The 13,702-nt window shown below is 45.5% G+C and carries 10 protein-coding genes and 1 other RNA gene; all 11 read left to right on the top strand.

Annotated features, from left to right (window positions below; all coding sequences use genetic code 11):
• The first annotated feature begins 144 nt into the window (after positions 1-144).
• Positions 145-1,836, top strand: coding sequence for a phosphoenolpyruvate carboxykinase (ATP) (locus AC27IJ_RS15760; protein ID WP_312445727.1), 1,692 nt, complete (start codon positions 145-147; stop codon positions 1,834-1,836).
• Between the two features lie 84 nt (positions 1,837-1,920).
• A complete protein-coding gene (locus tag AC27IJ_RS15765; protein ID WP_312445726.1) occupies positions 1,921-2,565 on the top strand; it encodes an HAD family hydrolase in 645 nt (214 codons plus the stop codon).
• 103 nt (positions 2,566-2,668) lie between these two features.
• A complete protein-coding gene (locus tag AC27IJ_RS15770) occupies positions 2,669-2,932 on the top strand; it encodes an HPr family phosphocarrier protein (RefSeq protein ID WP_312445723.1) in 264 nt (87 codons plus the stop codon).
• A 91-nt stretch (positions 2,933-3,023) separates the two neighbouring features.
• Positions 3,024-3,203: non-coding RNA, 6S RNA (gene ssrS, locus AC27IJ_RS15775), on the top strand.
• A 99-nt stretch (positions 3,204-3,302) separates the two neighbouring features.
• Positions 3,303-4,535: an AI-2E family transporter gene (locus tag AC27IJ_RS15780; protein ID WP_312445721.1), complete on the top strand. Its 1,233-nt coding sequence runs from the start codon at positions 3,303-3,305 to the stop codon at positions 4,533-4,535.
• Between the two features lie 9 nt (positions 4,536-4,544).
• Complete coding sequence (locus tag AC27IJ_RS15785; RefSeq protein WP_312445719.1) at positions 4,545-6,821, top strand: SpoIID/LytB domain-containing protein; 2,277 nt, start codon at positions 4,545-4,547, stop codon at positions 6,819-6,821.
• 48 nt (positions 6,822-6,869) lie between these two features.
• Positions 6,870-8,573 carry a S8 family peptidase gene (locus tag AC27IJ_RS15790; RefSeq protein ID WP_312445717.1) on the top strand — a complete coding sequence of 568 codons (1,704 nt, stop codon included), beginning with the start codon at positions 6,870-6,872 and terminating at the stop codon, positions 8,571-8,573.
• A 74-nt stretch (positions 8,574-8,647) separates the two neighbouring features.
• Positions 8,648-9,478, top strand: a complete 831-nt coding sequence (locus AC27IJ_RS15795; protein WP_312445715.1) for an AraC family transcriptional regulator — start codon at positions 8,648-8,650, stop codon at positions 9,476-9,478.
• An 89-nt stretch (positions 9,479-9,567) separates the two neighbouring features.
• Positions 9,568-10,578, top strand: a complete 1,011-nt coding sequence (locus AC27IJ_RS15800) for a deoxyguanosinetriphosphate triphosphohydrolase (protein ID WP_312445713.1) — start codon at positions 9,568-9,570, stop codon at positions 10,576-10,578.
• A gap of 88 nt (positions 10,579-10,666) precedes the next feature.
• Positions 10,667-12,436 carry a DNA primase gene (gene dnaG / locus AC27IJ_RS15805; protein ID WP_312445712.1) on the top strand — a complete coding sequence of 590 codons (1,770 nt, stop codon included), beginning with the start codon at positions 10,667-10,669 and terminating at the stop codon, positions 12,434-12,436.
• A gap of 39 nt (positions 12,437-12,475) precedes the next feature.
• Positions 12,476-13,681 (top strand): RNA polymerase sigma factor RpoD, encoded by a 1,206-nt coding sequence (gene rpoD / locus AC27IJ_RS15810; RefSeq protein WP_312445711.1) that lies wholly within the window; start codon positions 12,476-12,478, stop codon positions 13,679-13,681.
• Positions 13,682-13,702: the final 21 nt, after the last annotated feature.

Consider the following 13,702-nt stretch of genomic DNA (forward strand, 5'->3'; position numbering starts at 1 on the left):
TCTTCTGCTTATTGTACACAAAATGCATATTATATATTTAATATATCCATTTTTTTGGAAAATTGCAATGAAAATCATTGACTTTTTCTTAACAAAGTGAGATAATAGTGACAAATTTGGATTTTATAAAAGGAGGATTATTCTATGTCAACAAAAGCATATTATCCAATCAATGAAATTGGAAAAGGCCAACCAGGTTTTGCAACTACGCGTTCGATCATTGAAGCTCCGTTTTATGGAAACAACGTAATTAAAGTAAATACGCTTAGAGAGGCATATGAACTGGCGAAGGATTCACCAGGAACCGTGGTAACGGACATGCCTGTATACAGGGGAGAGGAATTTGGTCTTGATAAGGATGCCAAGGTTCTCTTATTTAATGATGGCGCGATAACCGGACGCTATGCGACTGCAAGAAGAATCGCTGGAGAACCAGGTGTAAACTGCGGCGCTCTTGACAAAGTTGTTATGGACGCAGTTTATGAAACCCGCTGGAAAACAATGTATCATGCAGAAGTTTATGCTGGACTTGATCCTGAATTCATGGTGAAAGTACATCTTCTTATTCCGGAAGGGGAAGAAAACATTCTGTATAACTGGATGCTGAACTTCCAGTATATGTCTGATGAATATGCGAAAATGTATAAAGCTTCTAAACCAGTCGGTGATGGAAAGGAAGCTGATATCTATATCTTCTCTGATCCTCAGTGGAACGGTTCTGACCGTCCCGGAGTCGATCTATCCTGTTTAAGCGATCCAAAGTGTTTATGCTATTTTAATACGGACCAGAACTGTGCGGCAATCCTGGGTATGAGATACTTCGGAGAGCACAAAAAAGGTACCCTTACTATGGTTTGGGCTCTTGCAAACCGCAACGGATATGCTTCCTGCCACGGCGGACAGAAAGAATATAACTTGACCGATGGTTCAAAATATGTTGCATCTGTATTTGGTTTATCCGGCTCAGGAAAATCCACCATTACCCATGCAAAGCATGGCGGAAAATATGATGTTACCGTTCTCCATGACGATGCATTCATTATCAATTCCGACACTTGCTCATCGGTGGCAATAGAACCTACATACTTTGATAAAACACAGGATTACCCGACCGGCTGTGAAGATAATAAATATCTTTTAACTGCCCAGAACTGCTCCTGTACCTTAGACGAAGATGGAAAGATCCAGCTGGTAACAGAGGATATCAGAAACGGCAATGGACGTGCCATCAAATCAAAACTGTGGTCTCCTAACCGTGTGGATAAGATCGACGCGCCGGTCAATGCGATTTTCTGGATCATGAAAGATCCTACCATTCCGCCGATAGTAAAGTTAAAAGGCGCTTCCCTGGCATCTGTTATGGGTGCAACTCTTGCGACAAAGAGATCATCAGCGGAAAGACTGGCACCGGGAGCTGATCCTAATGCTCTGGTGGTTGTACCATACGCTAACCCATTCAGAACCTATCCTCTGGCCAACGACTATGAGAAATTTAAAAAACTGGTAGAAGAGAAGAACGTAGATTGTTATATAATCAACACTGGCGATTTTATGGGTAAGAAGGTTCAGCCAAAGGATACCTTAGGCATCCTGGAAGCCATTGTAGATAAAACCGCCCAGTTCAAGCAGTGGGGACCATTCTCTGATATCGAAATTTTTGAGTGGGAAGGATTTGTTCCGGACCTTCATGATGCCGTTTACGCAGAGCAGTTAAAGGCACGTATGGAAGACCGTGTGAAATTCGTTGCAAATACTGCAACTGTTAAGGAAGGCTATGACAAGCTTCCGGATGATGCCCTTGCAGCCCTTCAGAAAATTGTTGAGGAATTAAAGTAAAAATTTCATTGAGACGAAAAAGGAAATTCCTTTTTCGTCTCTGTTTTTGCGTGAGCAATTTAGTTTCACGATAAAGGAGGCACCATGAATAAAGAATATTTGTTGTTTGATTTAGATGGAACCCTTACGGATCCAAAAGAGGGCATAACCAAGTCTGTCCAGTACAGTCTCCGGCATTTCGGGATTGAAGTAGAGAACTTAGATGATCTTTGCTGCTTTATCGGGCCGCCTTTAAAGGACAGCTTTATGGAGTATTACGGTTTCAGCGAGGAACAGGCAAGAAAGGCCATCGATATTTACCGGGAATACTTTTCAGAAAATGGATTGTATGAAAATAAGGCCTATGAAGGAGTTTTGGATGTACTGCAGTCACTTCTTAAGGCAGGAAAAAAACTTTATGTGGCTTCCTCAAAGCCGGAAGTGTTTGTCAGGATGATCCTTAAACACTTTGAGCTGGATTCCTGCTTTTTATTTATGGGAGGCGCCGGCATGGATGAAACCAGGGTAAAAAAAGCAGATGTGATCCGTTATGTATTAAAGGAATGCGGGATTACCGATTTAGACAAGACGGTGATGATCGGTGACAGGAAGCATGATGTTCTGGGTGCAAAGGAAATCGGGATTGACTCGGTAGGGGTGCTGTACGGTTATGGAAGCAGACAGGAGCTTACGGAAGCCGGAGCGGATGTTCTTGCAGAAACAATTTTTGATTTGCAGAATCTATTATAGTATGCTATACTGAGTCTCTAACGCTGGAAAAGGGTGATTCTCTCTTTTGCCGGTCCGGCTGGAAAGCCGGGGTACATTTCGATGATCAGGAGGAATACAAGAGATGAAAAAGGTGGAGATCGGATTCTGGGGAGTTGAATCCATCCTGGAGTTTGTCTCAATTGCGGGAGCGTGTAAAGAAAAAATAAATTTGGCCTGCGGAGATAGAACGGTAAACGCAAAATCGTTGCTTTCTGTCCTGTCTTTGGCAACTACTGAAGAGCTGGAATTGATTATTCATGAAGAGTCCTGCGATTCTCTTTTAAGACTTCTGGAACTGTATGTAGAGCATGGAAGACTGCTTGGCAGCAAACATATTGCTGTCTGATCCTATAGATTAAAATCAAAACTGACAGGAAAAGGAACTTGAAAAACAAAACAAAGTAGTGTATACTAAGACCATAGAAAACATGGGAATGTAATTCCTGAAATGTGCGACACTCTTAACTTTTTTGAACCTACATTATGACTCATGGGATTCCGATATTTTCAGGTGGATGTCAAGCCTCCGTTTGCAGTGGAAGGCAGAAACTTGAGTGAGGTTGCCCACCTAGCAAGGCTAGGCGTCAATAAGTAAGAACCGGCATTTTGGGGTTACCAAAGAAAAAAGCAGCGAGAAATCGCTGCTTTAATTTTATGTAAAAGTATGGTAGAGTATAATAGACGGTAGTCAAACTTAATAACTTAGGAGAATTTCTATGAAAGAGTCAAATTTTCGGAGCTATATCTGCTGGGGAGTCACAGCACTTTGCGTTATTGCCTTAAGCATAGCCTTTGCTTTTTTCCTTTCCAGATTCCAGGCTGTGAAAGGTATGGCAAAATTGGTCGTGGGTATCCTTATGCCTGTCATTTACGGAGCAGTACTTGCATATCTTTTATTGCCGGTATATAACAAGTCCAGAGATATTACAAAGCGCCAGCTTTCTTCCATTTGGAAAAACGGGAATGGGGTAAAATCTGCATCCGGACTTATGGGAACTGTGGTCAGCCTCTTTTTTCTGTTTGTGATTGTAGTCGGACTTTTCTGGATGATCATTCCTCAGATTTATACCAGCATCATGGGTCTCCAGGAGACACTGGGCGAAAATATGAACGATCTGGCTTTATGGCTTCAGAAGATGCTGGAGGATAATCCCTCCGTGGAACGGGCGGTTATTCCCATCTATGACCGGCTGACAGGCCAGTTGCAAAACTGGATGACCTCTGACCTGGTCCCCAACATGTCCACTTTAATCGGCAGCCTTTCCAGCGGACTGTTAAGCGTGGTTCTGGTACTTAAGAACATTCTGATCGGCGTTATTGTAATGGTCTATCTTCTGAACATAAAGGGAACGCTTTCGGCCCAGGGCAAGAAGATCATTTACAGCATATTTCCTGTGAAGATGGCGAACCAGGCAATCGATGAAATCCGTTTTGTGCACCGGGTATTTGGCGGATTCATAACGGGTAAAATTTTAGATTCCCTGATTATCGGGATTTTATGTTTTATTCTTTTAAACGCCATGAAGATGCCTTATACGCTGTTGGTGAGCGTGATTGTGGGCGTCACCAATGTGATACCCTTTTTCGGCCCGTTTATCGGAGCCATCCCCAGCGCATTTCTGATTCTGCTGGTCAGCCCCATCAAATGCCTGTATTTTCTGATATTCATCCTTTTGCTCCAGCAGTTTGACGGAAACATTCTGGGGCCGAAAATATTAGGACAATCCACAGGACTTCCAAGCTTTTGGGTGCTGTTCTCCATCCTGCTTTTTGGAGGACTGTTCGGCTTTGTGGGAATGATCATTGCGGTACCAACCTTTGCGGTGATTTACAGCGTGGTTTCCAGACTGGTGAACCGTTCCCTGACGAAAAAGGATCTCTCCCTTAAAACGGCGGATTATTTTGACTTGGAACGGATTGACGAAGATAAAAAAACATATATGAGATAAGAGGAGCGCATGAATAAAAAGACATTTATCGGATTTGTTGTCGGTATTCCTCTTTTGGTTTTGATTCTCATTATTATTATTCTGGTGGGTGAACCGGAACCGGAGGGAATATCAAGAGGGGTAGCATATAAGTCGGCTGCTCTTCTTCTTACCGATAGAGAAAGCTGTGAAAAAATGCTGTCGGACCATAGCAAGGAATACTTTCCGGAAAAGGAACAGAATAACTGGTATGTGAAATACATGAATTACCTGTATGCAGGCGGTTATCTGGATCAACGTGAAATACCGGCTAAAAGGGATACTGCGGAAGGCTTTCTGACTTATAGAGAGGCGGAAAACCTGGCAGAGGCTTTGGTTCCCGGATCAGGAAAGAAGATTCATGAAAGCGGCAAAAAACAGAACAGGAAGATTCCATCTGATGAATGGTGGTATTTGTATGAAGAACTGAGGGGAGCATTGGATAAGGAAGGAAAGATCAAAGTGCTTGACGTATTTCTTTATGGCACTCCTACCAATGTAAAAACTGCATCAGCCTGGACTGCCTATACCAGCGGGGGGGATTTTCAGTTTGAGGGCATCAGCCTGGATTCTTACATAGACTGGGAGCTAAAGCTTCTGGTAAAGGGCAATGAGATCATCGCACTAAAAGAAGCGGTGACAGATTCCATAACCTATAAAAATGTCTGGCTGACTGCAGGAACGGGAGGAACCTTCGGCGTATACTTAGGGGCAGTGGAACGTACCTTTCCTCTTGAGGCCTCTTTGGGACAGCCGGAGGATTTTGCCAATAATATTGCGGATATCAGTTTAAAAAGAGGGAGCCTGCAAAAGGTAACCTTGAAGAAAAAGAGGATATCGGGGAAGGTTCTTGCGGTAAAGGATACTTCTGTTGAAGTTGAGGGATATGGCAGTCTAAAGCTGGATAAGGATTTTAAAGTATACCGTTTATATGGACAGTTTGAAGAACGCAGTATCTCCGACATTCTGGTAGGATATGACATACAGGATTTTGTCGTAGCCCACGGCAGGATATGTGCTGCTTTGCTGGTAAGGGAATTTGATGCAAAGAGCATTCGTGTTCTTTTGATGAATACTGATTTCCAATCGATCTTCCATCCGGCCATAACCCTGTCTGCCGAGAGCGGCTTATCATTGTCCTATGGAGACAAGGAGGTAAAGGTTCCTCCAAAGGCGGAAGTGATCATTGATACCGCAGATGAGCGGCTAAAGGATGGACGGATTGTAGCAGCGCCCTTAGAAAAGGGAGATTCCATATCCGTGAATTCCATAAAAAGGTCCTATGGCACCCCAGCCTATGACGGCACGATTGAAGTACGAAAGGAAGCTGATGGGTTGGTTTTAATCAATGAGCTGTACCTGGAGGATTATTTGACCAAGGTCGTGCCCAGTGAAATGCCTGACAGCTATGAAAAAGAAGCCTTAAAGGCCCAGGCTGTCTGTGCCAGGACCTATGCTTACCGGCAGATCCAGAGCAACACCTACAGCAAATACGGGGCCCATGTGGATGACAGCACCAGATTCCAGGTGTATAACAACCTTCCAACCGCATCAAAAACAGAAGAGGCGGTACGTGAGACCTATGGAAAGCTATTGTTTTATAACGAAAGACCAATAGAGGCCTTTTATTTCTCGACCTCCTGCGGACACACAACCGACGGAAGCATATGGGGAGGAGACCCGACCCTTTTCCCCTATCTGGATGGCAGTCTTCTACAGGACAGCAGGGGAGTGTTAAACTTATCAACAAACTCTGACTTTGAGGAATTTATAAAGAAAAAGGATTATCCGGCCTATGATTCTGGATTTCCCATGTACCGGTGGGAGACCACCGTTACCAACCGGCAGCTTGAGGAAGAGATCACCGAAGTCGGTTCTATCTTGAACATTACAGTAACGGAACGGGGAGTGGGTGGAATCGTAAAAAAACTGAGGGTCGAGGGTTCTGACGGCATCATGACCATCAATGGAGAAGGACAGGTGAGGGCAAAGCTTGGAAATAAATATATGGCTATCACCAAGCTGGATGGCACGCTCATGAAGAATTTTGACTCCCTTCCCAGTGCCTATATCGCAATAGAAAACCAGGGAGTTGATGACAATAACATTACAACCTTTCATATCTATGGCGGAGGCTTTGGGCATGGAGTGGGCATGAGCCAGAATGGGGCTCAGGCCATGGCAAAGGGCGGAAAGAGTTTTGAGGATATCTTAAAATTCTTCTATAATGAAACGGAAGTGCGGGAAGCAGAGCAGAGTAAGGAATGAGAATGACATTTCCAGCGTAGGATGATAGAAAAGACACAGGAATGTCGTATGCAAGATCAGAAACTGGAAAATCTGTTAAACCTTGCCCTCAGCGCAACTCCTGAAGAGCGTGAAAAATCAGGTAATTTAAACGTAGGATATAATCCCGAGGAAAAATCTTGGGATGTGATTGTAAAGCATTCCGGAGATTTAAGCGGTCTTTCCCAGGTGGGAATCCGGGTAGAACAGATGGTGAACGAATACTCCATACTTACGGTTCCTGAATCCCTTATTGACCAGTTAAGTTCATTGCCTCAAATCGAATATGTGGAGAAACCAAAGAGGCTGTTTTTTGCCATCAACCAGGCAAAGTCAGCCTCTTGCGTCAATCTGGTCCAGCAGGGAAGCAGTCCTCTTACCGGAAGGGGAGTTTTGGTAGCTATCATTGATTCCGGAATTGATTATTACCATGATGATTTCCGGAATAATGACGGAACGACCAGGATTGTAAGGCTGTGGGATCAGACTCTGGACCGGGTGTTCACAGCAGATGAAATCAATGCTGCCCTGGCTACCGGTAGCAGGACAGAGGCAAGAAGGCTGGTTCCATCCGTGGATATCACCGGTCACGGCACAGCCGTGGCATCCATAGCGGCCGGAAACGGGAGGGAAAACAGGGGACAATACCGGGGAATTGCTTTTGAAAGCCCGCTTTTAGTTGTAAAGCTTGGAGCCCCTCAGGAAGGCGGATTTCCCAGGACCACGGAGCTTATGCGTGCGGTCAATTTTGCGGTACAAGAAGCTGTGGATATGCAGATGCCCCTGGCCATCAATCTAAGCTTTGGAAATACCTATGGTTCTCATGACGGAACCAGCCTTTTAGAAACATTTCTTGATGATTTATCCAATTACGGGAAGACCGTGATCGTGGTGGGAACAGGCAACGAAGGGGTGGCAGGCGGTCATATTTCCGGAGCCCTGACAATGTCCAGACCCGAAGAGATCGAGCTGAGTGTGGGAGGATACCAGCAAAGCTTCAGTGTGCAGCTTTGGAAATCCTATGCGGATTTATTTGATATCAGCATTATAACACCTTCCGGAGTCGTGATCGGTCCGATCAGCAGCAGCCTGGGGCCTCAGACCATAAACTATGGAAATACCAGGATTTTGCTGTACTATGGGAAACCCGGCCCTTACAGTGTGGCACAGGAAATTTATATGGATTTCCTTCCCCTTGATACCTATATAGACAGCGGGATATGGAAATTCCGCCTGACTCCCAGACAGATTGTGGAAGGCAATTACGATTTCTGGCTGCCATCCGCCGGAGTGCTGAGCGAGTCCACCCGGTTTTTAAGGGCTACGCCTGAAACTACTTTGACCATTCCCTCTACGGCAAACAAGGTCATTTCCGTGGGAGCTTATGATGACACCTATCAGTCTTATGCGGATTTTTCCGGCAGAGGATTTACAAGGAGAACCAATCTGGTGAAACCGGATCTGGCTGCTCCCGGAGTGGGGATCATTGCGGCAAGAGCTGGAGGCGGCTATGAATCAGTAACAGGTACGTCCTTTGCAACCCCCTTTGTTACCGGCAGCGCAGCCCTTTTGATGCAGTGGGGAATTGTGGATGGCAGGGATCCGTTTTTATTCGGCGAAAAGGTAAAGGCTTATTTTATCCGCGGGGCAAGGCCCCTTCCCGGAATTACCCAATATCCCAATCCGGAGATTGGGTACGGCGCTTTATGTGTGAGTGACAGCCTTCCTGTATAACATGGGCGGGAAAGCCATTGGAAAAATGGCCAAAATGATTTATAATGGAATCACTACTTTTGGGGAGGTGTGAAATGGAAGTCAGGCATGAACTGGTCATTCCCAATGAGGATTTGCCTTTCCGGATGTTTGTCTTTGAGGGAAGGGAAGGAAATTATAAGGTCGCGAAACACTGGCACCATTCCGTTGAGATCTTTCTGGTTCAGGAAGGGAAAATTGATTTTTACATCAACAACAGCCACTTATCTCTTGAGAGGCAGGATTTTGTGCTGGTCAACTCCAATGAAGTCCATTCCATTGAATGTCCCAATCCCAATATCACCATAGTTCTTCAAATACCGGCGGAAGCTTTTGAGGAGTACATGGGAGAGGAAAGCTATGTGAATTTTGAGAAAAAGGATGAGGCTCAAAATGAGAGGCTGACGCAGCTGGTTGTTTCCATGTTTTCCATCTATGAAGATCAGGAATATGGTTACAGCCTGAAGGTGAAAAGCCTGTTCTATGAACTTTTATATCTTTTAGTCACGGAGTTTAAGGCAGAAACCATGGATAAGGAGGTCCTCCGCCAGAAAAGGCAGCTCGATAAGCTGTCAAAGGTCACTCAGTATATGAGGGAAAATTATGACCAGGACTTAAAGCTTGACGAAGTGGCAGGACGTTTTGGTTTTAGCCCTACCTATTTGTCCAGGATATTCCAAAAATATGCGCAGGTCAATTACCGTACTTATCTTATTGACCTGCGAGTCAAATATGCGGTCCGGGAACTGGTCGGGACCGGCGGTGAGATTGGGGAGATTGCTATGAAGCATGGATTTCCGGACAGCAGGGCCTTTTCCAAGGCATTTAAGAAGCGGTATGGCTGTCTTCCCAGTGAATACAGGAAACATCTGGATGCTGGCAGATGACAGATATTGCAATTATTTTAATATAGGGTATTATAATTACTGAAAATATGATATAATGTACCATAACTTTGGGCGAAGGATGTGATTGTATGAATATCAGAGAATCCATTGAACAATGGGAGGAAGCATATCTAAATCCTTATGCCGCTTTCAGTAAGAACAGCAAAGGAAGAGAGCGGGAGGAGGAGGCTTGTGATATCCGGCCTGCCTACCAACGGGACCGGGACCGGATCATTCACTGCAAGGCATTTCGCAGGCTGAAACATAAAACCCAGGTTTTTCTGGCTCCGGAAGGGGACCATTACAGAACCAGGCTCACACATACCCTTGAGGTATCCCAGATTGCCAGAACCATAGCGAAATCTCTGCGCATGAACGAAGACTTAACAGAGGCCATAGCTTTGGCTCATGATTTGGGCCATACCCCTTTCGGCCATTCCGGGGAAGCGATTTTAAATAAGATCTGCTCCCAGGGCTTTGCCCATTACAAGCAAAGTGTCCGGGTAGTAGAGGTTTTGGAAAAGAACGGCATGGGTTTAAATCTTACCTGGGAGGTCCGGGATGGGATTTTAAATCACCGTACCAGCGGCCACCCTTCCACATTGGAAGGCGGCATCGTCCGCCTGTCGGATAAGATTGCCTACATCAACCATGACATTGACGATGCGATCAGGGCAAAAATGTTTGTGGAAGAAGACCTGCCGGAATGCTATACAGGGATTTTGGGTCACAGTGTCCGTGAAAGGCTTAACAATCTGATCCATGATATTATCCGCAACAGCTATGGAAAGCCGGAGATCATCATGTCTCCGGATATGGAGAAGGCCATGCAGGGGCTGCGCACCTGGATGTTTGAAAATGTTTATAAAAGCGATATTCCAAAAGCAGAGGAAGGGAAAGCACAGCATCTCATTGTCATGCTTTTTAATTACTATATGGATCACCCGGACAAGCTTCCGGAAGAATACTGCACCTTAATGGAGGAAGGTCCGGAAAGCCGGGAACGGGCGGTCTGCGATTACATTGCAGGCATGAGCGACAGATATGCCATTGATAAATTTGAAGAGCTGTTTGTCCCGAAAGCGTGGAAAATGGTTTAGAGCGAATTAACATTGAGGAACACACTGCGGGTATACCTTTATGGCCGAAAAACATGGCCAGAAAAGGAGAAAGGAGAAATGAAGCTTCATGCGATATTCGGAAGAAGTGATTGAAGAGGTCCGGATGAAGAATGACATCGTGGATGTGATATCGGGATACGTCAAGCTGCAGAAGAAGGGAAGCAATTATTTTGGCCTCTGTCCTTTTCACAATGAAAAGTCCCCTTCCTTTTCTGTATCCCCCGCCAAACAGATGTACTACTGCTTTGGCTGCGGTGCAGGCGGAAATGTACTTACGTTTGTCATGGAATATGAAAACTATTCCTTTTCTGAGGCCCTAAAGGTCCTGGCAGACCGGTCAGGCGTGAAGCTTCCTGCGGCGGAGTACAGCAAGGAGGCAAGAGAGCAGGAAGATCTTAAGTCCGCTCTTTTGGAAATTAATAAGCTGGCCGCCAGCTACTTTTATTATCAGCTTAAAAATTCTCAGGGTGAGGCTGGCTACCGCTATTTAAGAGACAGGCAGTTAAGCGACGAAACCATAACCAGGTTCGGGTTGGGCTATTCCAATAAGACAAGTGATGATCTTTACCGGTATTTAAAGGGCAAGGGATATGATGATAGCCTGTTAAAGCAGACTGGGTTGGTGACCATTGAGGAACGGGGAACCTATGATAAGTTTTGGAACCGGGTCATGTTCCCTATTATGGATGTGAATAACCGGGTCATTGGCTTCGGAGGCCGGGTCATGGGCACCGGGGAGCCAAAGTACTTAAACTCGCCGGAGACAAAGCTTTTTGATAAAAGCCGGAATTTATATGGTCTGAATTATGCCAGGCTTTCACGGGAAAAGTACATATTGATCTGCGAGGGCTATATCGATGTAATCGCAATGCACCAGGCCGGCTTCACCAATGCGGTGGCCTCTCTGGGAACGGCCTTTACCACCCAGCATGCCCAGCTCTTAAAACGATATACGGATAAAGTGGTTCTTACATATGACAGCGACGGTGCGGGTGTTAAGGCTGCCCTCCGTGCCATTCCCATTCTTAAAGAAGCGGGTATATCCATTCGCGTACTTAACATGCAGCCCTACAAAGATCCGGATGAATTCATAAAGAATATGGGAGCTGAAGCATTCCGCCAGCGGATTGATGAGGCCCGCAACAGCTTCCTGTTTGAAATTGATGTGCTGAAAAAGAACTTTAAAATGGACGATCCGGAGCAGAAAACAGAGTTTTACAATCAGGTGGCCAGGAAACTTCTGGAATTTCCGGAAGCCCTGGAACGGGAGAATTATTTGGAGGCGGTATCCAGGGAGTTTTTCATCAATTATGAAGACTTGAAACGTCTGGTCAACCGCTTGGGTGCTTCTCTGGGACCGTCTGTTTTCTCTCAGAGGGAAGAAGAGGTAAACTTAAAAAACCAGAGAAAAAAGGAAAAGGAAGACGGTGTTAAGCAGTCCCAAAGGCTGCTTCTTACCTGGCTCATTGAAAATCCATTATTATTTGATAAGATTGAAGGAGTGATCACTCCCGATGATTTTATAGAAGAACTATATCACAAGGTGGCACGGATGGTTTTTGACGGACACGCTGCCGGAACATTGAATCCGGCCGAGATCTTAAATCATTTCATTCATGATGAAGGTCAATACCGGGCAGTCGCAGGTCTTTTTCATGCGAGCTTAAAAGAGTCCCTAGATAATGAAGAGCAAAAAAAGGCGTTTTCGGAAACGGTTATGAAAGTGAAAAAAAACAGTCTGGATTATGCCAGCCGCCATGCAGCAGGGATTTTGGAACTGCAGATTATTATAAAGGAACAGGCTGCGCTAAAGGATTTGCATATTTCGCTGGATTAGGGTGTACACTATAGGCAGGCTGTGGAAGGATGGAAGAACATGGACGAGAATGTGAAGAAGGCAGCAGATAAGATGGTGGGGTCAAGAAAAACGGAAGAGGAACAGGCTGCAGAGCTTAAGGCTTTGGAGTCAGCCGCTGCTTTTGAGGAAAAATTAAATCAGCTTCTCCTCCTGGCAAAAAAGAAAAGGAATGTACTGGAAAACCAGGAGATTCTGGATTTTTTTGCGGAAGAGAATCTGGATTCGGATAAGCTGGATCAGATCTTTGATTTTCTGGAAAGCAATAAGGTAGACGTACTTCAAATCGGCGGTGAAGATCTGGAACTGGATGAGGATCTTTTCATAGAGGAAGATATCGAGGAAGAAGAAGAAATCGATATGGAAAGTATTGATTTGTCTGTTCCGGAAGGTATCAGTGTGGAGGATCCGGTCCGCATGTATTTGAAGGAGATCGGCAAGGTTCCCCTTCTTTCCAGTGAAGATGAAATTGAGCTTGCCAAGAAAATCGAACTGGGCGACGACGATGCAAAGCAGAGGCTGACGGAAGCCAATCTGCGTCTGGTAGTTAGCATTGCCAAACGCTATGTCGGGCGGGGAATGCAGTTTTTAGACTTAATCCAGGAAGGAAACTTAGGACTTATTAAGGCTGTGGAAAAGTTTGATTACCGGAAAGGCTATAAGTTCAGTACCTATGCGACCTGGTGGATCAGACAAGCCATCACCCGTGCTATTGCGGACCAGGCCCGTACCATCCGGATCCCTGTTCATATGGTAGAGACCATCAACCGCCTGGTCCGTGTGTCCAGACAGCTCTTACAGGAGTTGGGACGGGAGCCGGTACCTGAGGAAATAGCAGCAAGGGCAGATATGCAGGTCGAACGGGTCAGGGAAATCATGAAGGTATCTCAGGAACCGGTATCCTTAGAGACTCCCATCGGAGAGGAAGAGGACAGCCATCTGGGAGACTTTATTCAGGATGACCAGGTGGCCGTTCCGGCTGATGCCGCCACATTCACCATGCTCCACGAGCAGCTGATGGAGGTGCTTGACACTCTGACTGAGCGTGAACAGAAGGTTTTAAAGCTGCGCTTCGGTCTTGATGACGGACGGCCCAGAACCCTGGAAGAGGTAGGAAAAGAATTTAATGTTACAAGAGAACGGATTCGCCAGATAGAGGCAAAAGCATTGCGCAAACTGCGCCATCCCAGCAGAAGCAAGAAGCTTAAGGACTATCTGGATGATTAAGGATACAAGACGGAGTTTGAG

Source organism: Lacrimispora sp. YZC11, from assembly GCF_057543815.1.

Coding starts and splice junctions, on each gene's coding strand:
- AC27IJ_RS15760 (WP_312445727.1), top strand. CDS start 145: ATGTCAACAAAAGCATATTATCCAATCAATGAAATTGGAAAAGGCCAA.
- AC27IJ_RS15765 (WP_312445726.1), top strand. CDS start 1,921: ATGAATAAAGAATATTTGTTGTTTGATTTAGATGGAACCCTTACGGAT.
- AC27IJ_RS15770 (WP_312445723.1), top strand. CDS start 2,669: ATGAAAAAGGTGGAGATCGGATTCTGGGGAGTTGAATCCATCCTGGAG.
- AC27IJ_RS15780 (WP_312445721.1), top strand. CDS start 3,303: ATGAAAGAGTCAAATTTTCGGAGCTATATCTGCTGGGGAGTCACAGCA.
- AC27IJ_RS15785 (WP_312445719.1), top strand. CDS start 4,545: ATGAATAAAAAGACATTTATCGGATTTGTTGTCGGTATTCCTCTTTTG.
- AC27IJ_RS15790 (WP_312445717.1), top strand. CDS start 6,870: ATGCAAGATCAGAAACTGGAAAATCTGTTAAACCTTGCCCTCAGCGCA.
- AC27IJ_RS15795 (WP_312445715.1), top strand. CDS start 8,648: ATGGAAGTCAGGCATGAACTGGTCATTCCCAATGAGGATTTGCCTTTC.
- AC27IJ_RS15800 (WP_312445713.1), top strand. CDS start 9,568: ATGAATATCAGAGAATCCATTGAACAATGGGAGGAAGCATATCTAAAT.
- dnaG (WP_312445712.1), top strand. CDS start 10,667: ATGCGATATTCGGAAGAAGTGATTGAAGAGGTCCGGATGAAGAATGAC.
- rpoD (WP_312445711.1), top strand. CDS start 12,476: ATGGACGAGAATGTGAAGAAGGCAGCAGATAAGATGGTGGGGTCAAGA.